22 protein-coding genes and 1 pseudogene are annotated in these 24,992 nt (G+C 66.2%); 10 read left to right on the plus strand and 13 right to left on the minus strand.

Annotated elements, in window-relative coordinates; translation table 11 throughout:
- Nucleotides 1–239: 239 nt before the first annotated feature.
- The 3 genes from istA to WIT60_RS14690 are packed head-to-tail and all read left to right on the plus strand — an operon-like array spanning nt 240 to nt 3,071.
- Nucleotides 240–1,763, plus strand: coding sequence for an IS21 family transposase (gene istA / locus WIT60_RS14680; protein ID WP_339582727.1), 1,524 nt, complete (start codon nt 240–242; stop codon nt 1,761–1,763).
- A 17-nt stretch (nt 1,764–1,780) separates the two neighbouring features.
- Nucleotides 1,781–2,545 (plus strand): IS21-like element helper ATPase IstB, encoded by a 765-nt coding sequence (gene istB / locus WIT60_RS14685; RefSeq protein ID WP_339582728.1) that lies wholly within the window; start codon nt 1,781–1,783, stop codon nt 2,543–2,545.
- A gap of 16 nt (nt 2,546–2,561) precedes the next feature.
- Nucleotides 2,562–3,071: a HipA domain-containing protein gene (locus WIT60_RS14690; RefSeq protein ID WP_339584624.1), complete on the plus strand. Its 510-nt coding sequence runs from the start codon at nt 2,562–2,564 to the stop codon at nt 3,069–3,071.
- Nucleotides 3,072–3,163: 92 nt separating this feature from the next.
- Here WIT60_RS14690 and WIT60_RS14695 read toward each other — a convergent pair whose 3' ends face one another.
- The 4 genes and pseudogenes from WIT60_RS14695 to rpe form a co-directional block, all read right to left on the minus strand.
- A complete protein-coding gene (locus WIT60_RS14695; RefSeq protein WP_339584685.1) occupies nt 3,164–3,475 on the minus strand; it encodes a hypothetical protein in 312 nt (103 codons plus the stop codon).
- Nucleotides 3,475–3,573, minus strand: a pseudogene (locus tag WIT60_RS14700) (ribulose-phosphate 3-epimerase); the annotation flags it as partial. The gene WIT60_RS14695 and the pseudogene WIT60_RS14700, both read right to left, overlap by 1 nt.
- A 142-nt stretch (nt 3,574–3,715) precedes the next feature.
- Nucleotides 3,716–5,044 carry a lipase family protein gene (locus tag WIT60_RS14705; protein WP_339584625.1) on the minus strand — a complete coding sequence of 443 codons (1,329 nt, stop codon included), beginning with the start codon at nt 5,042–5,044 and terminating at the stop codon, nt 3,716–3,718.
- Nucleotides 5,045–5,315: 271 nt separating this feature from the next.
- Nucleotides 5,316–5,999: a ribulose-phosphate 3-epimerase gene (gene rpe / locus WIT60_RS14710; protein WP_339584626.1), complete on the minus strand. Its 684-nt coding sequence runs from the start codon at nt 5,997–5,999 to the stop codon at nt 5,316–5,318.
- Between the two features lie 107 nt (nt 6,000–6,106).
- On the opposite strand from rpe, the gene apaG reads away from it, so the two are divergent.
- Both apaG and tlpB read left to right on the plus strand, forming a co-directional pair.
- Nucleotides 6,107–6,481 carry a Co2+/Mg2+ efflux facilitator ApaG/CorD gene (gene apaG, locus WIT60_RS14715; protein ID WP_339584627.1) on the plus strand — a complete coding sequence of 125 codons (375 nt, stop codon included), beginning with the start codon at nt 6,107–6,109 and terminating at the stop codon, nt 6,479–6,481.
- Between the two features lie 13 nt (nt 6,482–6,494).
- Entirely contained in the window at nt 6,495–8,609 is a 2,115-nt protein-coding gene (tlpB, locus tag WIT60_RS14720) for a transporter-like protein TlpB (protein ID WP_339584628.1), read from the plus strand.
- Here the strand turns inward: tlpB and WIT60_RS14725 are convergent, their stop codons facing one another.
- Entirely contained in the window at nt 8,610–8,735 is a 126-nt protein-coding gene (locus tag WIT60_RS14725) for a hypothetical protein (RefSeq protein WP_339584629.1), read from the minus strand.
- A gap of 76 nt (nt 8,736–8,811) precedes the next feature.
- On the opposite strand from WIT60_RS14725, the gene mltA reads away from it, so the two are divergent.
- Nucleotides 8,812–9,960, plus strand: coding sequence for a murein transglycosylase A (gene mltA / locus WIT60_RS14730; protein WP_339584630.1), 1,149 nt, complete (start codon nt 8,812–8,814; stop codon nt 9,958–9,960).
- A gap of 12 nt (nt 9,961–9,972) precedes the next feature.
- On the opposite strand, the gene WIT60_RS14735 is transcribed toward mltA, so the two are convergent.
- Nucleotides 9,973–10,920, minus strand: a complete 948-nt coding sequence (locus WIT60_RS14735; RefSeq protein ID WP_339584631.1) for an alpha/beta hydrolase — start codon at nt 10,918–10,920, stop codon at nt 9,973–9,975.
- A gap of 71 nt (nt 10,921–10,991) precedes the next feature.
- Entirely contained in the window at nt 10,992–11,729 is a 738-nt protein-coding gene (locus WIT60_RS14740; protein WP_339584632.1) for a hypothetical protein, read from the minus strand.
- A 156-nt stretch (nt 11,730–11,885) separates the two neighbouring features.
- On the opposite strand from WIT60_RS14740, the gene WIT60_RS14745 reads away from it, so the two are divergent.
- Entirely contained in the window at nt 11,886–12,713 is an 828-nt protein-coding gene (locus tag WIT60_RS14745) for an HDOD domain-containing protein (protein ID WP_339584633.1), read from the plus strand.
- A gap of 60 nt (nt 12,714–12,773) precedes the next feature.
- Here WIT60_RS14745 and WIT60_RS14750 read toward each other — a convergent pair whose 3' ends face one another.
- Nucleotides 12,774–15,002 carry a primosomal protein N' gene (locus WIT60_RS14750; protein WP_339584634.1) on the minus strand — a complete coding sequence of 743 codons (2,229 nt, stop codon included), beginning with the start codon at nt 15,000–15,002 and terminating at the stop codon, nt 12,774–12,776.
- Nucleotides 15,003–15,939: 937 nt separating this feature from the next.
- On the opposite strand from WIT60_RS14750, the gene WIT60_RS14755 reads away from it, so the two are divergent.
- Together WIT60_RS14755 and WIT60_RS14760 are read left to right on the plus strand one after the other, a co-directional pair.
- A complete protein-coding gene (locus WIT60_RS14755) occupies nt 15,940–16,152 on the plus strand; it encodes a hypothetical protein (RefSeq protein ID WP_339584635.1) in 213 nt (70 codons plus the stop codon).
- 117 nt (nt 16,153–16,269) lie between these two features.
- Nucleotides 16,270–17,337: an extracellular catalytic domain type 1 short-chain-length polyhydroxyalkanoate depolymerase gene (locus WIT60_RS14760; RefSeq protein ID WP_339584636.1), complete on the plus strand. Its 1,068-nt coding sequence runs from the start codon at nt 16,270–16,272 to the stop codon at nt 17,335–17,337.
- Between the two features lie 69 nt (nt 17,338–17,406).
- On the opposite strand, the gene WIT60_RS14765 is transcribed toward WIT60_RS14760, so the two are convergent.
- From WIT60_RS14765 to WIT60_RS14775, 3 genes are read right to left on the minus strand one after another with little or no spacing between them, the layout of a single operon-like run.
- A complete protein-coding gene (locus WIT60_RS14765) occupies nt 17,407–17,979 on the minus strand; it encodes an SET domain-containing protein (protein ID WP_339584637.1) in 573 nt (190 codons plus the stop codon).
- Nucleotides 17,980–18,015: 36 nt separating this feature from the next.
- Nucleotides 18,016–19,347: a class I SAM-dependent methyltransferase gene (locus WIT60_RS14770; protein WP_339584638.1), complete on the minus strand. Its 1,332-nt coding sequence runs from the start codon at nt 19,345–19,347 to the stop codon at nt 18,016–18,018.
- Nucleotides 19,348–19,358: 11 nt separating this feature from the next.
- Nucleotides 19,359–20,351 carry a ProQ/FINO family protein gene (locus WIT60_RS14775; RefSeq protein WP_339584639.1) on the minus strand — a complete coding sequence of 331 codons (993 nt, stop codon included), beginning with the start codon at nt 20,349–20,351 and terminating at the stop codon, nt 19,359–19,361.
- 115 nt (nt 20,352–20,466) lie between these two features.
- Here WIT60_RS14775 and WIT60_RS14780 point away from each other — a divergent pair, with 115 nt between their 5' ends.
- Nucleotides 20,467–21,372: an alpha/beta hydrolase fold domain-containing protein gene (locus WIT60_RS14780; protein WP_339584640.1), complete on the plus strand. Its 906-nt coding sequence runs from the start codon at nt 20,467–20,469 to the stop codon at nt 21,370–21,372.
- Nucleotides 21,373–21,378: 6 nt separating this feature from the next.
- Here the strand turns inward: WIT60_RS14780 and trhP are convergent, their stop codons facing one another.
- Together trhP and WIT60_RS14790 are read right to left on the minus strand one after the other, a co-directional pair.
- The gene (trhP, locus tag WIT60_RS14785) at nt 21,379–22,752 is read right to left on the minus strand and encodes a prephenate-dependent tRNA uridine(34) hydroxylase TrhP (RefSeq protein ID WP_339584641.1); all 1,374 of its coding nucleotides are present in this window, start codon (nt 22,750–22,752) and stop codon (nt 21,379–21,381) included.
- 60 nt (nt 22,753–22,812) lie between these two features.
- Nucleotides 22,813–24,975 carry a sensor domain-containing protein gene (locus tag WIT60_RS14790; protein ID WP_339584642.1) on the minus strand — a complete coding sequence of 721 codons (2,163 nt, stop codon included), beginning with the start codon at nt 24,973–24,975 and terminating at the stop codon, nt 22,813–22,815.
- Nucleotides 24,976–24,992 lie beyond the last annotated feature (17 nt).

The following is a 24,992-nucleotide window of genomic DNA, read 5'->3' on the forward strand; positions in this document are numbered from 1 at the left end:
TGCGTATTCCGGTCCAACGTGACCGTTGATTCCGGCGGATCGTGACCGCCGATTCTGGTTCATCGTGACCGGCCATTCTGGTCGAACGTGACCGATTTTTGCACCTGACCGGAATCTCGGTCACGATGCCGGAATCACCGGTCACGATGCCAGCATGGCGTCGTATGCCACCGTGATGGTGTTGCGCAAGTTGTCTCACCCAATGCAGTTAGCCTGCCCAGTTTTTTGCTGGAGCCGGCATGCCTGCACCAAGGATTCACATGCGCAAGATCAAGGACGTTCTGCGTCTCAAACTCGATGCTCGGCTCTCGCACGAGCGTATCGCCGCCGCCCTGGGCATCTCCAAAGGCGTGGTTACCAAGTACGTCGGTTTGGCCTCGGTCGCAGGTCTGGATTGGCACTCCATCCAGCCCCTGGACGAGACCGCTTTGCAGCATCGCCTGCTGGCACCGCCGCCACGGCCGCAGCACTTCGTGCACCCCGACTACGCCCAGATTCACAAAGAACTGCGCCGCAAGGGCATGACGCTCATGCTGCTGTGGGAGGAGCACACCCAGCAGCACCTGGACGGTCATACGCACTCCTACTCGCAGTTCTGCGAGAACTACCGCCGCTACGCCAAGACACTCAAACGCTCGATGCGCCAGACCCACCGCGCAGGCGAGAAGCTGTTCATCGACTTTGCAGGTCCCACGATCGAGTTGGTGGACGGCAGCCGTGCCCACATCTTCGTGGCCGCTCTGGGCGCTTCGAGCTACACCTTTGCGTGTGCCACACCGCGCGAGACCATGGCCGACTGGCTTGATGGCTGCGCCCGCGCCCTGACATTCATCGGTGGGGTGCCCCAGCTCATCGTGCCGGACAACCCCAAAGCCCTCATTGCCAACCCCAACCGCTATGAGCCTCGCGCCAACGAGACGGTGGAGGACTTCGCTCGCCACTACGGCACCTCGATGCTACCGGCGCGGCCCTATCACCCGCAGGACAAGGCCAAGGTCGAGTCTGCCGTGCAAGTTGTCGAGCGTTGGATCCTGATGCGACTGCGCCACCAACGCTTTGCGAGCGTGGACGATGTCAACGAGGCCATCGCGCCGCTGCTGGAACAACTCAACAACAAGGCATTCCAGAGGTTGCCTGGCAGCCGAGTCAGCACGTTTGCAGAGTTGGATGCGCCAGCACTGCAAGCCTTGCCTCTGCAGCCCTGGGAATTCGCCACCTACAAGACCGTGCGCGTGCACATTGATCACCACGTCGAGATCGAGGGGCATCGCTACAGCGTGCCGCAGTCCTTGGTCGGGCTGGTCCTGGAGGCACGCATCACCACGCGCGGCGTGGAGATCGTCCACCGTGGTCAGCGTGTTGCCGCTCATCTGCGCTGTCTCCACAAGGGGGGCTTCACCACCGTGGCGGAGCACATGTCGGCAGCGCACCGCGCGCATCGGGAGTGGACCCCTGAACGCCTGATTCACTGGGGCGGCACCATTGGTGTGGCCTGTGCCAGCACCGTCCAGCGTCTGCTGGAGGAGCGACGCCATCCCGAGCATGGCTACCGCGCCTGCCTGGGGCTGCTGTCACTGGCCAAGAAGTACGGCAAGCCCCGACTGGAAGCCGCTTGCCTCATCGCCCTGGAGCTCGGCACCGTCAAGTACAGGCACGTCAGCGACATTCTGGCAAACGGCCGGGATCAGGTGCCCGCCACGACCGCCACCGACTGGACCAGCCCGCACCATGCCCACGTTCGTGGCCCCGGTTACTACCAGTGAACAGACAGGATTGCACCATGATGATGAACACGACTTTGAACCAGCTGCGTGAACTCAGGCTGATGGGCATGCTCACAGCCCTTGATGAGCAACTGACGCAGGCCGGCATGAGCGCTGTCAGCTTTGAAGAACGCATGGCTCTGATCGTCGAGCGCGAGCTCCATTGGCGCCACGACAAGCGGCGTGCACGCCTGCTCAAAGAGGCCAAGCTGAAGTACCCCCAAGCCGCCATTGAGGACATCGATACACGAGCTGGACGCGGCCTGGATCGCAAGGCTGTCATGAGCCTGGCCTTGGGTGATTGGATCGACAGCGGCCACAGCGTGCTGATCACCGGCCCCACCGGAGCTGGCAAATCCTGGCTGGCTTGTGCGCTGGCCCAGCACGCCTGTCGCCGCGGTCGCTCTGCCTTCTACCAACGTGTGCCACGTCTGAGCGAAGAGCTGCGCATCCGTCACGGCAATGGCACCTTTGGCAAGTGGCTCATCCAGTTGGCCAAGACCGATGTCCTGTTGCTGGACGACTGGGGCATGGCTGGGCTGGACAACCAGGCCCGCGCTGACTTGCTGGAGATCATCGACGACCGAGCTGCCAGCAAGGCCACCATCATCACCAGTCAGCTGCCCATTGAACACTGGCATGCCTGGGTCGGTGACGCCACGATTGCCGACGCGATCCTTGATCGCCTGATGCAGCGAAACCACCGATTCACTCTGACCGGTGAGTCCCTGCGACAAAAGCCCAAACCCACGAAAAAGGAGCCCGACTCAGACCCATCGTGACCGACACCCCTACAATTTGAACGCGCAACACCTCACACGGTGCAACCGGTCACGATGGGCCGGAATCGTCGGTCACGTTCGCCAGAATACGCACACCGAAGGCACCCACACCCTGAGATCGCTGCATCAACTGTTCGACATGGTCGCGGTGTCATGCATTGTGGGTAACGGTGACGCCCACCTCAAGAACTTTGGATTGATCTATCAAGCGCCAGATGGGCAGGATGCCACCCTGGCACCGGCCTACGATATCGTCAACACAACCTGCTACATCCCCGACGACGCTTTGGCATTGACGCTGGGAGGCGCAAAGGGGTTGTATTCGGCGATTCTTCGTTTGACCGAATTTGCGCGCACATGCCGGTTGCCCGACAAGGCAGCCAAGTTACGGATCATTGAAATTGCCCATGCTGTGCGAGACACGGCGCGAGATTTTCGAGACTTGGCAGACGAGGTCCCAGGTTTGTATCCCGCTTTGAGGGACAGCGCTGAACGCTACCTGAGAACGTTTGAAGCGCAGGTTTAAACCCTGCGCAGACCGGCTGACCACGGAAGTGGGTCAACTCCAGATCGACCATCACCCCCACATCAAGCGCCCTCCACTTTTTAGGCGAAGGACTATGCAGAGTTCCGAAAACATCGAATCACTTCCCCGTATTGCCTGCGTACGGTCGCAATCCGCTCATCGTCGGTGATGGTCAATGATGATCGCTCGCGCGCCAGCCTCGTCAACTCGTTTTCGAGTTCGGTCAGCACGGCCCGGTCCGGATCGGTCTTGCATTCTTCCTCGGCAATCTTGGCGCTGCAAATGCCCATCATGTCGGTGATGCACTCGCGGGCGCACTCGAACGCAACAGCTTGCTCTTGGGTCCACTTGGCCATCTTGAAGTCTCCCGCTTGTTCGGCGATCTGTGTGCGCTTCGAACGCACTTCGCCAACTCAGTCCGCATCGCGTTGATCACCGCCTTGTAGTCCGGCTTGCCAAAACTCGCACTGCCCGCCACAAAGGTGTCGGTCTCCGTGTTGGCAATGCAGAGGTGGCGAAGCATGTATACCTGTCAAAGCGGCATCTGACAACGCAAAAAAAACCAGGCCTCGAAGGCCTGGCTGTGTGCTTCAACGCACAGTGATATCGGGCCGCCACTCTGGATGGCCGTCGCCCGTCCTACTTCAGGGCAAGGCCACCACCGGATCCAGCGGGTTCCCAGGCTGAATGCTGGCGCAATTTTGCGGCACCGGCTTGTTGCGGAAGCGGTCATTCACCCAGTCAATGGCTTGTGGCAGCCACACGGCCATGCTCGTGAAGTGGCTCAGAGCATATTCTTTGTGCTCAATCTGCACGCCCTTGGCGCAGTACTGACGCGCCAGGGTTCGGACATCGCCCGCCAGCATCACGCCGTCGCCTTTGCCCCAGATCGGCGAAGCCTTCGTGCCCTCAAGTTCACCGCCGGTACCTTGGCCGATGAACATTGGGGTCGTGGGTGTACCACCCGTGCCCATGATGACCTTGTTCACGCTGTCCACGTAGGCACCCAGCTTCAGGCGGTTTTCGTACTCGGGCTTGACGATGTCTTTCCAGTACAGGTCTGGGTACTGGCCCAGCACGTTCACAATCGACTGGTTCTTCATCTTTTCGTGAAGCGCCAGCCCTTTTTCGGAGAGGTACTGTGGCAGGTTCAGGTCGAACGAGCGGCCCACGCCGATGAGTGCCATGCCCGCCACACCGCCCCAGATGGGCGAGCCCTGGATGTAGTCAAGGTTGTGGTCAGGGTGCACCAGCACACCGCCGATGGCGCTGCCGATCAGCTTCTGGTTCACGTCAGGCGCATAGGTTGGGGCCAACTCAGCGGCCCATTCCGAGGCGATGGCGCCACCCGAGTAGCCGATCATCGCCACTTTGGTGTTGCTGGGCAGGCCCAGCTCGGGAGATTTGAGCGCGGCCCGGATCGAGTTGAGCGTGTGATAGCCGTACTCCGGACCGGCGGCGAAGTTGGCCTTCGGCCCCTCGGTGTCAGGAATGATGATGGTGTAGCCCTGAATCAGGAAGGGGGCGAACAGTGCCGTTTCAACACCTGGGATCAGATCGGGCAAGCGCTTGCCGCCAGCAATGGAGCGCGAAGGCGAGTCTTCAGGATTCAACGAGTCGTAAAACGACTGGTAGGAGACAACCTTGTTTTTGTTCAGGCAGAGCAGGCACGAGGGTTTGACCACCGTGGTGACGTTTGCCACAGGCCGCATTTGCACATCGACCGAGCGATACAGCAACTGCGTGGCTTTCAGCGGTGTCGCCAAGCCCAGGATGCGATAAGTGATGGTGCGGGTCTTGAGAACCGTGCCTGGCGCGTAGCTGGACAGCGGGGTGCTGTCTGTGTACTCATAGAACGGGTCCGGCGTCGCCGTGGCAGCGATCGCGGTGGATGCGCCCGGGAGGGTGACTGCGGCAACGGCGACCCCGGTCAGGGTGCGCAACAGGCGCTTGGCTTGTGAGTGGATGGGCATCAGATATCCAGGAAAGATGGGTGGAGGAGGCTTTTCGATCATGTGGCCCATGTCCATCTTGTGTCGTGCGGCTGCCTTGTTGCCCGGCGACATATCACCAGGCACAGGAGCCGCGCGGCACCACAGCTTTCGTGGTCATTGTGCGCACAATGACCGAATATCGTTGGTTTAACGTGCAATGCGCACGCGCGTTTCCCCTGTGCCAGGGATTTCACGGGGGGGATTTCGCGTCATGCGGCGTCTTCACCAGGTGAACCCGGGCCAGATGCCCTTACTTCGCCAACTCCGCCCGCATCGCGTCAATCACCGCCTTGTAATCCGGCTTGCCAAAAATCGCGCTGCCGGCCACAAATGTGTCGGCGCCCGCATCGGCGATGCGGCGGATGTTGTCCACCTTCACGCCGCCGTCGATCTCCAGGCGGATGTCGCGGCCGGACGCGTCGATGATCTTGCGCACCTTCTCGGCCTTGCGCAGCGTGCTGTCGATGAAGCTTTGGCCGCCGAAGCCGGGGTTCACGCTCATCAGCAGCACCACGTCGACCTTGTCGATGACCCACTCCAGCACGTCCACGGGCGAAGCGGGGTTGAACACCAGGCCCGCCTGACAACCCTCGGCCTTGATGAGCTGCAAGGTGCGGTCCACGTGGGTGGAGGCATCGGGGTGGAAGGTGATGATGTCGGCACCCGACTTGGCGAAGGCCTGGGCCAACGCGTCCACGGGCTGCACCATCAGGTGCACGTCGATGGGCACGGCCGTGCCGTCGGCCTTGACGGCGTGCTTGCGCAGGGCTTCGCAGACCATCGGTCCGAAAGTCAGGTTGGGCACGTAATGGTTGTCCATCACGTCGAAGTGGATCCAGTCGGCCCCGGCGTCGATGACGTTGCGCACCTCCTCGCCCAGGCGGGCGAAATCGGCAGACAGGATGCTGGGAGCGATGCGGAAGGTGCGCGACATGGAAAGGGCCTTTCGGTGGATGGGTGCGCCATTGTAAAAAGACAGCCCCAGGGTTTGCCAGGGTATGTCACAGAGTCCATGAAAGGGGATTGCCTAGAATGGGCCGCATGAGCAAAGCCCAATTCACCTGCGCCGTGGTCCCCCAGTACCTGGAAGACCAGAGCAATCCCGTGCGACACGAGTACGCCTTTGCCTACACGGTGACCATCGTCAACAGTGGCGAGGTGCCCGCGCAGCTGATCGGCCGCCATTGGGTCATCACCGATGCCACGGGCCATGTCGAGGAGGTACGCGGCCTGGGCGTGGTCGGGCACCAACCGCTGCTCAAACCGGGTGAGCGCTTCGAGTACACCAGCTGGACCCGCCTGAACACGCCCCATGGCGTGATGCAGGGCACCTACTTCTGCATGACCGACGCGGCCGAAGCCTTTGAGGCGCCCATCCCGGCCTTCACCCTGGCGCGTCAACAATCCCTGCACTGAATTGATGAAGCGCTTGGCCTCTCTCAAGACGCTGTGGCAGCGACGGCCCTGGTGGTCGCGGCCCGGTCAGGATGTGGAACTGCAGGCCTTGCTGGACGGGGCCGATCCACAAGCGCCCCAGGCGGTTCGGCACCTGTGGCTGATTCGCGTGCTGGGCTGGGTGCGGCGCGCCGAGCCGCGGTATGGCACCCGCACGCTGGTGAGCACCTTGCAGCAAGACCCGGCGCGCCGCGCCCGCGTGGTCAGCATGCTCGCCAGCATCTGGCGCGATGGCGACGTGGCCGCCCTGCTGGCCGACTTCGGTTTTTCGCCGCGCACCTCTTTCTTGAACGAACTGGGCGAGCGCCTGCGCCGCCGCGTGCTGCCGCTGAGCCCGGACACCGACGACCTGGGCACGCTGTTCAACCTGCTGTTCGACGATCCGGCCGATGCGCAATGGCTGGCCGATCTGGATGAGCCCACGCTCAATGCCATCGGCGAGCTGTGGGCAGACGCGATGCGCGAGTTGGATCCGGAGCGCTGCAACGGCGCGGCCTGCCCGCTGGGCTGGCGCGAGCCCTTCCACGACGCCATGCTCTACTTGGCCACGCAGATCCGCGCGGCGGGCTTCTCGCCGGCGTTTCGCTCGCGCATGGGTGTGCGGGTGGACGTGGACTTCGACACCAAGATGGCGCGCGCAGAGGGCCGCTCCAACGAAGCCAGTGCGCGGCATGCCTTTCGCCACCTGTCGCAAACCACGGAGCGGGTGCATGAACTGGCCCTGGCCCATGCTCAGGAAGCCGGCCCCGATGCCCCGCCATCGGCCGCCTTGCTGCACGAGGCCCAGTACCTGCGGGCCCTGCTGGACACCTGTGCGAACGCCGCACGTGGCCTGCATGGCCACCTGGAAGAGCATGGCATCTCGATGGACCTGGTTTTTCAGATCGACCAGTTGTGCGAGCGTTGCCGGCGCATGGAGCGCCTGCTGGAGGCTGTGCTGAGTCCCAAGCCCGGCCCGGTGTTGCGCCGCATTCTGATCGAGTTGCTGCAGGTGAGCGAAGAGCGGCGCAGCGTGCGCGCCCTGTTCACCCAGCATTACTCGATGCTGGCGCGCAAAGTGGCCGAGCGCAGTGCCGAAACCGGCGAGCATTACATCACCCGCACGCGCGCCGAATACCGCCAGATGCTGCGCAGCGCCGCCGGCGGGGGCGCGGTGATGGCCGTGACCACCTTCATGAAGTTCGTGATGCTGGGCCTGGGGCTGTCGCCTTTCTGGAGCGGGATGGCAGCAGGCTTCAACTACGCCACCAGCTTCGTGGTGGTGCAGTGGCTGCACTTCACGGTGGCGACCAAGCAGCCCGCCATGACGGCCCCGGCCATGGCCGCCAAACTGGAGGACACGCGCAGCGAAGCCGGCGTGGAGAGCTTTGTGGACGAGGTGGCCCACCTGGTCCGCTCACAGGTCGCCGGCATCGTGGGCAACCTGATGGTGGTCACCCCCCTGGTGCTGCTCGCTCAGTTGGCGGCGTGGTGGGCCCTGGGGGCGCCGCTGATCAGCGAGGCCGAGGCCCACTACGTGTTCAAGAGCATGACCCTGCTGGGCCCCTCACTCTGGTATGCCGCCTTCACGGGTGTGCTGCTGTTCTCGTCAAGCATCATCGCAGGCTGGGTGGAGAACTGGTTCGTGCTGCACCGCCTGGACAGCGCCTTGCGCTGGAACCCGCGCATCCGCGCGCGCCTGGGAGCGCACCGTGCGGCCCGCTGGGCGGTGTGGTGGCGCGAGAACATCTCGGGCCTGGCGGCCAACATCTCACTGGGCTTCATGCTGGGCGTGGTGCCGGTGGTGGCCAGCTTCCTGGGCTTGCCGCTGGACATCCGCCACGTCACGCTGTCGGCCGGTCAGACGGCTGCCGCGGCCGCCACCCTGGGTTGGGACGTCATCCACAACCCACAACTGTGGTGGTGCGTGGCCGCCGTGCCGCTGACGGGCATGCTGAACGTGGGCGTCAGTTTCGCGCTGGCATTGCGGGTGGCGGTGCGTTCGCGTGGTGTGCGGCTGGTCGATCGGGCGCGCCTGTGGCAGGCCATCCGGCGGCGCATGTGGCGTCAACCCTTGAGCTTCTTGTTGCCGCCACGGTCCTCGTCCTGATCAGCGATCCAAGTCGCGCTCATCCTCGGGCAACTCGCCTTGGCGGCGCCCCGCAAACATCGTCCACCAGACCAAGCCCACCAGCACAGCCAAGGCGGCAGCAGCTTCCAGCACAATCAACCACATGATCGTTCGTCCGTTTTCGAAGTTGAGATGGGCCCTACCGGCTCTGATTGTAGGCAGCCTGATGGGGTGCAGCCTGTTGCCCACCACCACCCGGGAGACCCCCGCGCCGGTGACGACGCCGGAGGTGGCGGCCAGCGGCCCGGGCGCGGCGCCCCTGACTTGGCAGCGCGCCAAGTCCACCTGGACCGCGGCGAACTGGAACGAGTTGCCCGGCTGGGAGCAAGACCGCGTCAGGGAATGGTGGCCCGCCCTGTGGCAAGGCTGCGTGAAACCGGCCGCAGCCTGGGCCCAGGTGTGCGCCGAGGTGCGCAAGCTGGGGCCGCAATGGGGCAAGCAGGTCGAGGACGGCTTCGTACGCCAGTGGGTGCAAAGCCGTCTGCAACCCTGGCGGGTGAGCGCCCCCGATGGCCGCGCCACCGGCCTGCTGACCGGCTACTTTGAGCCACTGCTGGAAGGCCGACGCACCCCGGATGCGCGTTTTCGCCACCCGCTGCACCGGGCCCCGCAGGGGCTGGGCACCCGCAAGCCCTTCCTCAGCCGCAACGAGTTGGAGCGCACACCAGAGGGCCGCGCCGCACTGGCCGGACGCGAACTGGTCTACCTCGCTGACCCGCTGGACGTGCTGCTGATCCAGGTGCAGGGCTCCGGTCGCATCCGCCTGCAAGACGAACGCGACGCGCAGGGCCAGCCCAAGGTGGTGCGTCTGGCCTTTGGGGGCCACAACGACCAACCCTATGTGTCGGTGGCGCGCTGGCTGGTGGACCAGGGTGCGTTCACGCTGGAGCAGGCCTCCTGGCCAGCCATCCGCAACTGGGCCACGGCGAACCCGGCCCGGGTGGACGAGATGATGCACGCCAACCCGCGCGTGGTCTTCTTCCGTGAAGAGCCCTTGCCAGACCCAGCCGTGGGCCCGAGCGGCGCCCAAGGGGTGCCGCTGACGCCTGGTCGCTCGATTGCCGTCGACCGCGACAGCGTGCCGCTGGGCACCCCGGTGTGGCTGGACAGCACGGTGCCCTCCACGTGGTCGGCCAACGGCAGCGCCAGCCCGGCCGCGCCCTTGCAGCGCCTGGTGATGGCACAGGACACTGGCGGCGCCATCCTGGGCGCCGTGCGCGCCGACTTCTTCTGGGGCTGGGGCGATGAGGCCCTGGCCCTGGCCGGTCGCACCAAACAGAATTTGGCGATGTGGGTGCTGTGGCCGCAGGGCGCCGGGCCCACGCGCTGACTCAGCTGACGTTCAAGCGGCAAAGGCCCGCTTGAGCGCCTCGGCCAGGGCCGTGTGCGCCTGCGCGGCTTCCGGCAAGAAGCGACCCATGTTGATGAAGTCGTGGATGACGCCGGGCCACACGCGCAGTTCCACCGGCACGCCGGCCGCGCGCAGCTTGTCGGCGTACAGGTAGCCGTCGTCGGTCAAGGGGTCGCACTGCGCCAGGCCGATCCAGGCCGGGGCCACGCCGCGGTGATCGGGCGCGTGCAGAGGCTCGCGGTGCCAGCGCTCGCTGAGGTGGCCGCCCTGCGCATGGCTTTCAAACCACTTCATCAACTCCGCGTTGAGGAACGTGGCGCGCCCGTAGGTCATGAACGAATCGGTGCGCACGCCCACCTGCACGGAGGGATAGAACAGCGCCTGCAGTTTCAAGGGGATGTCGGCGTCGCGCGCCAGCACCGCCAGGATGGCCGCCAGCGTGCCGCCCGCGCTGTCACCACCGACCGCCATGCGGCTGGCGTCCAGATGCTGGGTGTGACCGTGCTCGACCAGCCAGCGCAGGGCCGCCATGCAGTCTTCCAGCCCCGCAGGGTATTTGTGCTCGGGCGCCAGGCGGTAGTCGATGGCCACCACGGCCGCGCCGCTCTGGTGGGCCACCTGGCTGCACATCGCCTCACAGGTGTCGATGCCGCCCACCACAAAGCCGCCGCCATGCAGGTACAGGAACACCGGCAGGTCCTTGTCGTGGGTGCTGGCCCACAGGCGTGCCGGGATGTCACCGGCCGGGCCGGGAATGGTGAAGTGCTCGACACGGGGCAAGGGCACCGGTGGGTGAGCCATCGCACCCACCCCCGCGGCATAGGCCTTGCGGGCCATCTCCACCGGTTGCTGGCTCAGCGGCGGAAAACCTGTGCGACGGATGCTGTCCATCAGGGCCTGGGTGTGGGGGGCAAAGGGCAAGGGATTGTCGTCAGCCATGTCGAAGGTCTCCTGCCGATGGGTTCGGCGCGTGTGGGACAGGAACGGGGGCCGTGCGGGCGCAGGGCACCTCAAGGCGCGGTGATGCGGATTTCCAGCTGTTCGGACTGTGTGTCATCGATGGCCTCGGTCGACAGCGTGCCACTGCGCGCTTGCTGGGCACGCCGACCACTGCGGGCCACCACGGCCCATTCTCCCAGAGGGACGGCCACCGTGCTGACCACCTCGCTGTACCGTACTTGGCCATCGGGTTCGTAGGCAGACTGGGTGCTGGCGCGGGCATCGAGTTCCACCGTGACAGGCGCCTGGCCACCAGGCCACTGTGGGCGCACATTCAGCCCCTGACCCAGATCAAGCCACTCGGTCTGGCCCCAGGCCTGTACCGCGCCGCCACGGCCATCTCGGCCCGGGCGCTGCGTGGGCACATACGCCCATTGCCACACCGTGTAGGGCTGGCTGCGTCCCACGAACAGACGCGCTCGACCGCCGTTGAGCACCTGCACCTGCTGCACCGACTGGGTCTGGGTCTCGGTCTGCCACCGACCCATCTGCACCTCGCCCTGGGCCACCACGCCGCGCTGGCTGTCGATGATCACCCGCCCCTGGCGCACACCGACGCGGCTGTCTTGCACCTGTCCCTGCCCTGCAATCCGCCACTCCACCACCAGATTGCGCAACGGCAGGCCGGCATCGCGGACCTGCGCAGCAACCCACCCTGGGGTGAGGCTCAGGCCGGCGCACAAGGCCCCCAGAGCACGAGCCCAGCGCCGCCGAGGGCCACTTGTCTGAAAATGCGGGAAATCAAGCATGATCCTGTCTCCTTTCCGACGCGCCAGATCGCGAAGCTCGTGCTTCAATGTGAACGCAGCAGAACCGATGTTCACGTAATCTGCCACAGACTGAAACGAACCGGGGCGGCCGCCCTCGACACCTTACTGCGCCCTGGCTCAAGGCGCCCTACCTCCATGCAGCTCGACGAACTGTTCCAACAACCTCAGGCCCTGCCCGCTGTCCCCAAGATCGTTCACGAACTGATCGACAGCTTCAATGACCAGGATGTGTCGATCGAGGCGATTGCGCGCAAGCTCGCCGCCGACCCGGTGCTGTCGGCCCGCTTGCTGCGCCTGGCCAACTCGGCTTACTACCATGTGTCGCGCACCATCGGCACGGTGCCGGAGTCCATCGCGATGCTGGGCTTCGTGACCGTGCGCACGCTGGTGATCAGCTCGGGCCTGACCGGTGGCTACAAGTCCATGCCCGGCCTGGACCTGAGCCAGTTCTGGCGCTACAGCATGCACGCGGCCGCCGTATCGGGCTGGGTCGCACAGCAGGTGCGCGTCAACCGTGACCAGGCGTTCACGGTCGGCCTGATGCACGCGATTGGCGAGTTGGTGATGCACGCAGGCATGCCCGCAGCCATGCTGCAACTGGACCAGCAATCGTCCCCGATGGACGATGACCGTCTGGCGCTGGAGGAGCGCACCTTCGGCTACCAATTCGCATCCGTGGGATCGGAGTTGGCACGTCAGTGGCGCTTCCCGCTGTCGTTCGTGGAGGCGATCCGCCACTTCCCAGCGCCGCTGGCTCAGCCCAAATTCGACCCGGTGGCCGGCGTGCTGCACCTGGCCGCCTGGCGCGCCCGCGCCGAGTTCCACCAGCTCGATGCCGCGGCGATGGCCGCCCAGGTGCCTGCCGACGTGTGTGCGGCACTGGGCCTCTCGACGGACGTGCTGCTCAAGGAAATGCCACCGCTCGCAGAGTTGTGCGAAGGCCTGGAAGCGTTGATCAGCTGATCCTGAACGCACCGGGCCGCCTCCCGCTGCCGAAGACACGGGCGGCGAACTGTTGCGGCATCAGATGGACAGCGGATCGACGTCCACCGCCCAGCGGATCAGCCCGCTGCGACGGTGCTGCTGAGCCAGGGTGAACCAGGTGGCCTGGGCGGCCGACAAGAAGCGCTGCAGCGGCACACGCTGGGCGCTTTCGATCATCAACTGCGCCCGCTCGACATTGGCCACGCGCTGAACCGGCGTGGGCACCGCAGGGTAGAGCGTGATGCCGGCCGCTTGCGCCTCGGCCATCAGCGCCTGCGCCGCGGCTTCCAGAAAGCCTTGCGCGGCCTCTTGCGTCTTGCCCTCGGCGCGCAACATGGCCAGGTGAGCGTAGGGCGGCAGGCCCGCCATCTCGCGTTCTTTGAGCTGCTGCGCGGCAAAGTCCGCAAAGTCGTACTTGCGCAGCGCCTGGTAGAGCGGGTGCGTGGGGTGCCAGGTCTGCACCCACATCTCGCTGCGCCCCGCCACCTCGGCATCGCGACCGGCGCGACCGGCAGCCTGGAGCAGCAGCGCGAACTGGCGCTCGGCGGCGCGGAAGTCGCTGGCAAACAGGGCGGCGTCGGGGTTGATGGCCGCCACCAGCGTGATGCGCCGGAAATCGTGCCCCTTGGCCACCATCTGCGTGCCCACCAGCACGTCCACCTCGCCGGCGTGCACGCTGGCCAACTGCTCTTCCAGCGCGCCCTTGTGACGGGTCACGTCGGCGTCGATGCGGCCGACGCGGGCGCCGGGCAGGGCCTCGGCCAGTTGCTCTTCCAGGCGCTCGGTGCCGCGGCCCACGGGCGCGATGTCCTGGTTGCCACAGTCCGGACAGGCACGCGGCACCCGTTCGGAAAAGCCGCAGTGGTGGCAGCGCAGGGTGCGGTCGGCCTTGTGGAACACGCGCCAGGCGCTGCAATGGGGGCAGCCGCTCTTCCAGCCGCAGTCGCTGCAATGGAGCACCGGCGCGTAGCCGCGGCGGTTGAGCAGCACCAGGCTTTGCTCGCCGCGCTCGATGCGCTGGGTGATGGCCGCCAGCAGCTCGCGCGCGAAGGGCGGCTGGTCCTGACCCATGGTGGGACGCAGCAAACGAGACTGGTCGAGCAGGCGCACCTGCGGCATGTCGCCCGCGCCAATGCGCGAGGGCATGGCCAGGCGCACATAGCGGCCGGCACCGCCTTCGGCCACCGGCAGCGCGTTATACCAACTCTCCAGGCTGGGCGTGGCCGAGCCGAGGATGATGGGCACCTGCTCCAGCTTGGCGCGGTAGATGGCCAGGTCGCGGGCCGAGTAGCGCGCGCCGTCTTGCTGCTTGTAGCTGGGGTCGTGTTCTTCGTCGACGACGATGAGGCCCAGACGCGGCAGCGGCGTGAACACCGACAGGCGCGTGCCCAGGATCAGGTCGGCGTGACCGGTGTGCGCCATCAACCAGTGGCGCAGGCGCTGGGCGGGTGTGAGGCCGCTGTGCAGGGAGACGATGCGCCGGCCCGCGAAGCGCTCGGCCACGCGGGTTTCGAGCTGCGGCGTCAGGTTGATCTCGGGCACCATCATCAGCACCTGCTGGCCCGCGTCCAGCGCACGCTGGGCCTGGCGCAGGTAGACCTCGGTCTTGCCGCTGCCGGTGCTGCCCCACAGCAGATAGGGCTGGTCGCCGCCTTCGGCCAGACGGTCGAGCACGGCCTGCTGCTCGGCCGTCAAGGTCGGCAAGACAGACACCTGCGGCGGGGCCAGGTCAGGCACGGTGCCTGACGAGGGCGAGGTGGCCTCCTGCGGCATGTCCGATGAGGTCATCGACTCTGACAGACGGACTGCGGCCTTGGCCCGGGCGCGCTTGGGCTTGGCTGCCGGCGGCGACACCTCCTTGTCCAGGCGCTTGAGACGGCGCCCCCACTGGGTGGCATCAAGCTGACGCAGCTCGGGCGGCAACACCATCAGCGCCATCTCTCCCAGACTGCGCTGGTAATAGGCCGCGGCGAAACGCACCAGTTGGCGCCAGGCAGCCGGCATGGGGGGCAGGCCATCGAGCACCTCGGCCACTTCCTTGAGCTGGGCAGGGTCGACCGTGGCATCCGGGGCCACCTCGTCACCACCCCACCAGACCACGCCGGTGACCACACGCCGCCCAAAGGGCACACGCACCAGGGTGCCTGCTGGCAAGGGCCGATCACACAGGTAATCCAGAGGCCCCCACAGGCCCGCATGCTGCGGCGCCTCGACCACGACGCCCAGGCGGTGCAACAAAGGGGTGTCAGGGGAGGCGGAGACAGGCATGAAGGGCATCAGAGTGGCTGAGATTTTGACAGATCCCTGAACTTGCGCCCGCAAGTGCTTGATTCGCAAAGGCCATTCAGGCCCCGCACCCAAGTTGTGGATAACTTTGTGGGGAATTCAGACATACCACAGTCTGGAATGCCTCAAGGTGGGGCTTGACGTGGAAGCACCCCCATCCACAACACATGGAGACCAACCCATACAAATCAATGACTTAGATGAATTTGGCATTTTTTTCAAAGCATGGCGCCGCTCACGGCCCCGCCTGGCGCACGCCCCCCTCAGGGTGGGGATAACTTTCCCCTCGCGTGTGCAAAACCCGGGATTGCCCCAGTTGCCAGACCACGCCCACGCGGATCTCACGCAGATCACCTCGGTCGCCTCGATTCGGGGAATCGGACACGTTGACGCGCACGCTTCCTCACTTGCCCACGGGTGCCAAAGTGGCACTCGACAAACGAGCCGTAAGTGCCTGATTCATAAGCGCACCGCACTTACCCACAATTTCTGTGGATAACTTTGTGGGCAAACCATGCACAGTTGCGCTAAGTGCTTGTCGGGGCGTGGCTTACCCGGCCCTGCCCAGCTTTTCATCATGGCCACATAATCCATGTGAATCAATCACTTACGACACAAACACGTGTTTGACGCCAGACGTTGACGCGCATCAGAGACTGCGTCAGTCGCTCGCACTTTTGTGGGGATAACTGGGGGCCGTTAACACAGAATTCGCCCCGTTTCGGGGCAAAAGTGGCCGCAGATTTGTGTTAGCCATGCCGCATCCCCGGGCCGTGGCACCGCAATTCAGGGGAGGGTAAACCTTACCAATACGTCAAGACGCTTCCAGAGGATGTATGCTTGTCAACGTGCCCGTTCTGGTCGCCTTTTGACCCTTGTGGGGCGCCTCTTCATTACCCTTTTCTTTGTGAGACACGCAATGAGCTTCTCGATCGAATCCAAACTCGGCGACCTGCTGGACAACGAAACCACCAAGGCCATCCTGGAAAAGCACATGCCCGGCATCTCCACCCACCCGCAAATCGGCATGGGCAAGGGTTTCGCCCTGTCGATGGTGGCCAAGTTCTCCGGTGGCCTGATCACCGAAGACATCCTGGCCAAGGTCAACGAAGAACTGGCCGCTCTGGGCTGATCGATGACCGCTGCGTCGCCTCATGGCGCGCCGCCTGGATCTGGAAAGCCTCCTGCGGGAGGCTTTTTTGTGCCCGCTTGCGGCACGTGAACCTGGGCGCCCCGAGCGCCACCTGTCATGGTCCATTCGATCGTCACGGCCGGCATGTCGCGTACCCCCTCCATCCGGAGGGCACGTGGCGCCGCCTTCATGCTCATCACCGGACTGATCGCACTGAGCGCCGGTCTGGCGTCGGCGCAGGCCGACACCCCCACGTGGCGGGAGCGGCTGAAGGCCGCCCGGGCCAGCGCTACCCCGGCAGCGCCTTGGACCACGCCTGGCACCCATCGCGTCACGCTGCCACATGGTGGTCTGGAACGTCACGCGCTGGTGCATGTGCCCGCCGGCTTTCGCCCCAAGGCGCCCACGGCCCTGGTGTTCGCTTTCCACGGCGGTGGCGGCGATGCGGCCTACATGGCCGATGACGATCGCTACGGGCTGATGGCTTTGGCCGAACGAGAGCACTTCGTGCTGGTCTTGCCCAGCGGCTACAGCCGCTTCCCGCGGGGCAAGCTGGCCACCTGGAACGCGGGCGACTGTTGCGGTGATGCCCGCGACCGCCAGATCGACGACGTGGGTTTCGTGCGCGCGCTGCTGACACACCTCGGACAGCAACTCGTGATCGACCGTGGTCGGGTGTTCGCCATGGGCATGTCCAACGGGGCCATGATGAGCTACCGCCTGGCCTGCGAAATGTCGGACACCTTCCGCGCCATCGCGGCAGTGGCAGGCACCGAAGCCGTCGCCAGCTGTCAGCCCAGCCGTCCGGTCGGCATCCTGCACATCCATGCGCGAGACGACACCCACGTGTTGTTCAACGGTGGCGCCGGGCCCGATGCCTTCGGCGATGCCAGCAAGGTGATGGACTTCGTGTCGGTCCCGACCACCGTGTCACGCTGGGTGACGCGCCAGCAGTGTGCGCCCACGCCGCGACGCACGCTGGACGTACCGGGCGCGTTCTGCGACACATACAGCGGGTGTGCGGACGGGGCCGAGGTGCGCCTGTGCGTGACCGCCAGCGGGGGACATTCCTGGCCCGGGGCACCTGGCTCCCGGCTGGGTCGCAAGCCACCGCCTTCGCAGGCGATCTCGGCTCACGAACAGGCTTGGGCGTTTTTCCAGTCTCAGGCAGCGCGCCCGCGGTGAAGACGGCAGCGAGGCGCCCAGGCGGTTGGCCTGCCGCGGCTCATCGGACCTTGGGTGAGGCGTGCCCGCTCAAAGACGACCCTGGCAACCGGGCGCGCCGCAACGGCAGGTGAGCCGGCCGGCGTGGTGGGTTTCGCCGTAGCGCGCGGTGAGTTCCTCGCCTTCGGCGATATCCCGCAAGGCATAGAAGGCCACACGGCCTTGCTGCACCTTCAGCACCATGTTGGGCTGGCAGGAGTGGTTGGCAAAACGCAGCGGGTCGGTGGCGTGGGTCGCGTCCACCGCGCGCTTGTCGGAGATGGCCACCATGAAGATGCGGCCCGAGGTCTTCTCGGCCTGACGGGCGCGGCGGCGGGCCTCGGCCATGTCCACGAACTCCCCGCGCATCTCGCCAATCTTGCGGCGTGCCGGGATGGCTTCGCCCGCAAAGGCGCCCTGGCCGTCGATGGTGCTGGGGCCCACCGTCACCTTGAACTTCTGCGGATCGGCGGGCTGGCCGCGCGCAAGGGTCAACGAGGGCGTCGACACACTCAAGGGTGCAGCGGTTGATGGACTGTCCACGCCAGGCGCCACGGGGTCCGCTGTCACGCTGGACGACGGTGTGACTGGCACGCCAGATGGCAGGGGACGGAGCGTGGGCATGGAGGTGACAGCCGGTGGGCAGTGAAACGCGCGGCCTCAGGCAGGCAACAGGCCGTCGGCCTTGAGCAGCTGCTCCAGGCACTGTTCCTGGATGCCGTAGAAGGCCTTGATGTCCTGGATCTGGCGCACGACCTCTTCCGACGAGGTCGACTTGGCGCGCTTGACCGCCAGGATCATCTTGTTCTTGTTGGTGTGCTCGAGCGAGATGAACTCGAAGACCTGGGTGTCGTAACCAGCCGCGTCCAGCAGCAGGGCACGCAGGCCGTCGGTCAGCATCTCGGCCTCCTGGCCCAGGTGGATGCCGTGTTGCAGGATGGGTCGCAAGGGGTGCGGGCTGAGCAGCTGTGGACGGATCTGCTTGTGGCAACAGGGCGAGCACATGATGATGTCCGCCCCGGAGCGGATGCCCAGGTGGATGGCGTAGTCGGTGGCCACGTCGCAGGCGTGCAGCGCGATCATGACGTTGAGCGCCGCCGGGTGGTAGTGGCGCACATCGCCTTGCTCGTAGTCCATGCCGTCGAGCTTCAGCTTGCCGATGACGCGCTGGCAGAGCTGGACCAGGTCGTCACGCAGCTCGACGCCGGTGACGCGGGCGTCGCGGTGCAGGGTGTGACGCAGCCAGTCGTGGATGGCGAAGGTCAAGTAGCCCTTGCCCGAGCCGAAGTCCACCACGTGGATGGGCTGCTGGTCGCGCGGGGGCTGGCAGAGGGGCGAGCGCGCCAGCGCGGCGGCGAACACCTCGATGAACTTGTTGATCTGCTTCCACTTGCGCGACATGGTGGGCAGGACATGCCCTTGCGCATCGGTCACGCCCAGCTCGTGCAAGAAGGGGCGCGAAGGGTCGAGGAAGCGGTGTTTGTCACGGTTGTGGCCCGTGGTCACAGCGGCCGGCGCGAACACGGCAGCAGGGGTGCCCGGGGCCGGCCTGGTCGCAGCCGATGCTGACGCGCCCGCTGTAGGAGCCTCGGCGTTCGAAGGCTTGCCCACGCGCACGCTCGCTTTGCCCTTCTTGCTGAAGGCGAGTTGCACTTCCTCGGTGGGCGTGTGCAGGTGCGCATTGCGGAAGGCGCCACCGGCCAGCCAGGTGGCGAGCAGCGCCAGCGCGTCCGCCACCGGCAGGTTCTTGGTGATGTCCTTGGTGGGAAAGCGCAGCAAAAAGCTCAGGTGCGGCTGCTCGCGCAACAGCACCGGACGCACAATGACGCGCTGCAAAGAGGCGCCCAGGTCGTCGATGTCGGCCACGCCCCCCTGATAGGCCACCAGCACCAGCTTGAGCAGGCGCTGCTGAGCGTCGGCCTGACGCAGCAGGTCGGCAAAGCGCGCCAGGTGCGGCGCGTTGAACTCGGTCAGTTCGCGGTCCGCAGCCATGCGCACTCCGCTCACGAGGTCTTGCGCGGCGGGCGGTTGTCCGGGCGACCGCCTTCACGGCCTCCTTCGCGCCCACCTTCACGGCGGGGGCCGCGGCCTTCGCGCGGGGCGCCCTCGGCACCGGCTGGGCGCGGACCACGGCCGCCCGGCTGACCTTCACGCGAACCACCGCGGCGCTCGCCACGCGGCGCATCGCGGTGATCGCGACGACCTTCCGGACGCGGACGCAGGGCGTCTTGCTTGGCTTCTTCGCGGGCCTGGGTCAGCAGGCCGTCGAGCGCCGCCGGGTCGATGCCCTTGAGGGCACAGAAGTTGGCGGCGGTCAGGCGGGTGCCTTCGAAGTCGCGCAGCAGTTGGGCGCGGTTGCGGCGTTCCTGCTGGGCTTGCTGGTTTTGCTGCTGGGCGGCGCGCTCTTGCTTGCGGGCTTCGCGGTGGGCCTCACGCTGGGCCTGGATGGCCTCTTCGCGGCGGGCCTTGGTGATGGCGCGGCGACGGGCCAGCTCTTCGGTGGCCACCTGGCGGTGCTCGTCGGTCAATTCGCCCGCGGGCTGGCCATCAAGGTCGAAACGCTGGGTGCCTTGCGAGACCGCGATCAGGTAGGAGGTGGTGCCGGTGTGGCGACGGAAGAAGGCCGACAGGGCCTGCTTGCTGAACACGCCGGGGGCACGCTCCTGGATGTCGACCTGGATCCGCAGCTTCAGGGGCTTGGCCGGGCCGGCGAACAGGGCCGGGAACAACTCGGCCAGGCGCGCGCCGGTGGCGGCGGGAGAGGTGTCGGCCTTGGCTGCGGCCGCGTCAGACGGGGCGCCTTCGGCTTGCTCGGCAGTGTCCGTCACCGCATCCGCAGCGGCATCGGCGGGCGTCGCTGCAACTTCAGAGGCTGGCGCGACTGGCACCACGGCCGCATCGGCCGAGGGGGTGGCAGGAGCTTGCGCTTCGGTGGCTGCCAGAGCGGCAGCGGCATCGGCGGCTGAATCGGCAGGAGCCGCAGGAGTCGAGGACATGGGTCGGACGCAGTGAGACGAAAGGGTCTATTGTCGCCTTTCTGGGCGATTTCAGCCAGCGGTGACGGGGAAGCTCCCAGTGGACGCCGCATGACCGGGGTGAGAGCATCGTTGCATGGCCGCCTGGACCCTGCCCCTGCCTCTCGTGTTGCTGGCCTTGCGCCTGATGAACCGCCGTCGACGCTTCACCAGTGCCGAGGCCTTGCGCGCAGCGGTGGCCGCCGATCGTCGACTCACGCGGGTCGATCCACCGGCTGCCGTGACCCGCCGCTGTCGGGTGAGCGAGCGCCGCCTCGGCGCCCAGCGCTGCCTGACGTTGACCCCGCCCACCGTGCGCCATCCCGCCCAGCTCACCTATGTGCATGGCGGTGGCCATGTGGCCCAGATCAGCCCTTACCACTGGCGCCTGCTGGGGCAACTGGCCGAGGCGGTGGGCTGCACGGTGCATGTGCCGCTCTACCCGCTGGCGCCCGAGCACGCCCATCCCGTCGCCTTCGCGATGCTGGATGCGCTGTATGCCGAACAAGTGGCGCAGCATGGGGCCGAACACTGCGTCTGGATGGGGGACTCGTCGGGGGGCGGTCTGGCGTTGGTGATCGCGCAACGCGCCGTGACGCGCGGGATGCCGGCGGTGCGCGACCTGATCCTGATTTCGCCTTGGCTGGATCTGGCGCTGAGCGATCCGGAGCTGCCGCACCTGGCGCCCCACGACCCCTGGCTGGATCTGCCGGGCATGCGCGCCGCCGCAGCATGGTGGGCGGGCGGCGACGACCCTGCGGCGCCTCACCTCAGCCCGGTCAACGGCGCCTTGGCGGGCTTGCAGCGCGTCAATGTCTTCATGGGCACGCGCGACCTGCTGTGGCCGGCAAGTCGGCGGCTGCTGGCGCGGGCACAGGCTGAAGGGGTGGCGATGACGCTGCACGAGGCGCGCGACATGATCCACGTCTGGCCCCTGCTGCCGATTGCGCAGGCGCGGCCGGCCATCCGGACCATGGCCGAGCTGATCCGCGTCCCGGCTTGAGCGGCTTCAGGCGGCCTGGGGCAGGCGGCGCGCCAGCAGGGCGCCGCGGTAGCGATCATCCAGCGGCACGCGCACATGCAGCGGGCTGCCCGGTGCGGCGGTGATGGGCTCACCGTCGAGGTTGCGCATCTCGGCGAGCACCAGCTCGACGTTGCCCGAGGGGTGGATGACCTCCAGCGTGTCGCCCACATCGAAGCGGTTCTTCACGACCACCTCGGCCCAACCGGCCTCGATGCCCTTGACCTCGCCCACGAACTGGCTGCGCTGGAACTGCGAGTGGCCGGTGATGTAGTTCTGATACTCCTGGGCCGGACGGCGCTCCAACAGGCCGCCGGTGTAGCCACGGTTGGCCATGCCTTCGAGCTGCAGCAGCAGGTCGGGGTTGAAGGGGCGGCCCGCCTTGGCATCGTCAATGGCTTGGCGGTAGACCTGGGCCACGCGCGCCACGTAGTACAGCGACTTGGTGCGGCCTTCGACCTTGAGCGAGTCGATGCCGATCTTGACCAGGCGCTCGACGTGCTCGACGGCGCGCAGGTCCTTGGAGTTCATGATGTAGGTGCCGTGCTCGTCTTCCATGATGGGCATCAGCTCGCCGGGACGGGCCGACTCTTCCAGCAGGTAGACCTGGTCGGCCGCCGGGTGGCGTTGGCCGTCGCCACAGGCCGAGAAGGCCTTTTCGGCGGCTTCCTGCTCCTGAGCGAAGTTGAAGTCACCTTCCAGCTTGATGGGGATGACCTCGCCGGTGTCGCTGGCCTGGGTGCCTTCGTGCGTCTTGTACTCCCAGCGACAGGCGTTGGTGCAGGTGCCCTGGTTGGGGTCGCGGCGGTTGAAGTAGCCCGACAGCAGGCAGCGGCCGGAGTAGGCGATGCACAGCGCGCCGTGCACGAACACTTCCAGCTCCATGTCCGGGCATTCCTGGCGGATCTTCTCGATCTCGTCGAGGCTGAGTTCGCGCGACAGGATGATGCGCTGCACACCCAGCTTCTGCCAGAACTTCACGGTGGCGTAGTTGGTGGTGTTGGCCTGCACCGAGAGGTGAATCGGCACCTCGGGCCACTTCTCGCGCACCATCATGATCAGGCCGGGGTCGGCCATGATGATGCCGTCGGGCTTCATCTCGATGATGGGCTCGATGTCGCGCAGGTAGGTGCGGATCTTGTCGTTGTGGGCGATCAGATTGCTCGTGACGTAGAGCTTCTTGCCGCGCGCGTGCGCCTCCTGGATGCCTTGCTGGAGCTGCTCCAGGCGGAATTCGTTGTTGCGCGCGCGCAGGCTGTAGCGCGGCTGGCCGGCATAGACGGCGTCGGCGCCAAAGTCGTAGGCGGCGCGCATCTTGTCGAGCGAGCCGGCGGGCAGGAGAAGTTCGGTGGAGGCGTGCATGGTGGGCGCTATTGTCCAACCAAGCCGCGTGCTCCGCCAGCGGCCGGCCAACAGCCCCACTCAGGCATGGGTGCCGCCGGGCAGGCCCTGGCGCGGGATCACGCCGCCGCTGGCCAGCATGGCGCTGAGCTGGTCCTCACTGACTGGGCGCGAGATCAGGTAGCCCTGGAACTCGTCGCAACCCTGGCAGCGCAGGAAATCGAACTGGGCCTGGTTCTCCACACCCTCGGCCACCACGCGCTTGCGCAGGCTCTGGCCCAGCGAGATGGCGGCGCGGGCGATCAGGGCGCCTTCTTCCTCGCGCTCGATGTCGGTCACCAGAGAACGGTCGATTTTGATGATGTCGAGCGGGAAGCTGCGCAGGTAGCTGAGCGAGGAGTAGCCGGTGCCAAAGTCGTCCATGGCCAGGCTGAAGCCGTGGTGCTTGAAGGCTCGCAGGCTGTCGATCGCGCCCTGGCTGTGGTCCAGGAACACGGTTTCGGTGATTTCCAGTTCGACCAGATGCGGCGCAATGCCCGCCTCGCGCGCCAGCCCCAGCACATGGCTGACGATGTCGGCGCTCATGAACAGGCGCGCCGAGAGATTGACGGCGACCTGCAGCTGCGGCTCGCCGGGGGCGTTCCAGCGGCGGGCGGCGGCAAAGGCCTGGCGCAGGATGACGGTGGTCAGCGGCGCGATCAGGCCCGTCTCTTCGGCGATGGGGATGAAGCGATCCGGGCCGATGGGGCCCAGGGTGGGGTGGTGCCAGCGCGCCAGGGCTTCAACACCGACGATGCGGCGGCGGTGGTCGACCTTGGGCTGGTAGTGCACGTGGAAGGCATCGGCTTCCAGCGCCTCGCGCATGGCCGCTTCCAGGTGCAGGCGCTCCTCGGCCATGCGGTTGAGGTCGCGGGTGAAGAACTGGAAGTTGTGGCGGCCTCGGTCCTTGGCGGCGTACATGGCAATGTCGGCATGGCGCAGCAGGCTGGCCACATCCTCGCTGTCATCCGGGTACAGGGCCACGCCCAGGCTGGCGCCCACCTGCAGGCTGCGGCCACACAAGGAGATGGGCAGGTGGATCTGGTGCAGCACGCGCTCCAGCAGCGAGATGATGGTGCTGACGTGGTAATGGTCGTTGAGGACCAGTACGAACTCGTCTCCCCCTAAGCGCGCCACCGTGTCGGACTGCCGCAGGCAGGCGCTCAGGCGCCGCGCCACCTCTTGCAGCAGGTGGTCGCCGGCCGCATGGCCCAGGCTGTCGTTGACGAACTTGAAGTTGTCCAGGTCGATGAAGACCACGGCCAGGTAGTAGCCCAGCCGCTGTGCCCGCGCCAGGCCCTGCGACAGGCGGTCACCCAACAGCACGCGGTTGGGCAAGCCGGTGAGCAGGTCGTGGTTGGCCTGACGCTCCAGTTGTTCCTGGTAGTGCTTGCGCTCGGAGATGTCCTGCACCGTGCCTTCGTAGCAGATGAACTCGCCCTGCGCGCCACGCACGATGTGGGCGTTTTCCGAGATCCACATGCGCGAGCCGTCGCTGCGATAGACCTCGGACTCGAAATTGCGCACCGAGCCGTGGGTTTCCATCATGCGGCGAAAGGCCTCACGGCGGCCGGGCAAGACGTACAAGCGGCGGCCGATGTCGGACAGATCGGTGATCAACTCCTGCGGGGTGGTGTAGCCATACAGGCGCGCCAGCGCGGGGTTGGCGGCCAGGTAGTGGCCCTCACGGGTGGTCTGGAAGATGCCTTCGGAGGCGTGCTCGAAGATGCTGCGGTAGCGCAGTTCGGCCTGCTGCAAGGCCTCCAGGGTGGCACGCTGCTCGGTGATGTCTTCGATGAAGCCTTCGATCACGATGCTGCCCTGCTCGTCGGCCACGGGCACGCCGCGCTCCTGGACCCATTTGGGCGCCCCGTCGCGCGGCAGGATGCGGTACTGCTGGGCAAAGCGCCGGCCGGTGCGCACGGCCTCGTCGATGGCGGCACGCACGCGGTCCCGGTCATCCGGGTGGGTGAGGTGCTCCCAGGAGGCACCGGCCGAGCCCACCAGTTCGGCCGGTGTGTAGCCGGTCAAACCGGTACAGCCCTCGCTGACAAAAATCATCGTCCACGCGGCGTCATGTCCGCAGCGGTAGGCCATGCCATCGAGGTTGTTGACCAGGGTGTCGAGCACGCGCGCGCGGTCCAGCACCTCGCTGGACAGCAGGCTGGGGACACGGGGACCATCGGGGAAGGCAAGCAGAGACACGGTCACAGACTCAAGGA

Source organism: Aquabacterium sp. G14 (assembly GCF_037482285.1).
In the GTDB taxonomy this organism is placed as follows: domain Bacteria; phylum Pseudomonadota; class Gammaproteobacteria; order Burkholderiales; family Burkholderiaceae_C; genus Aquabacterium.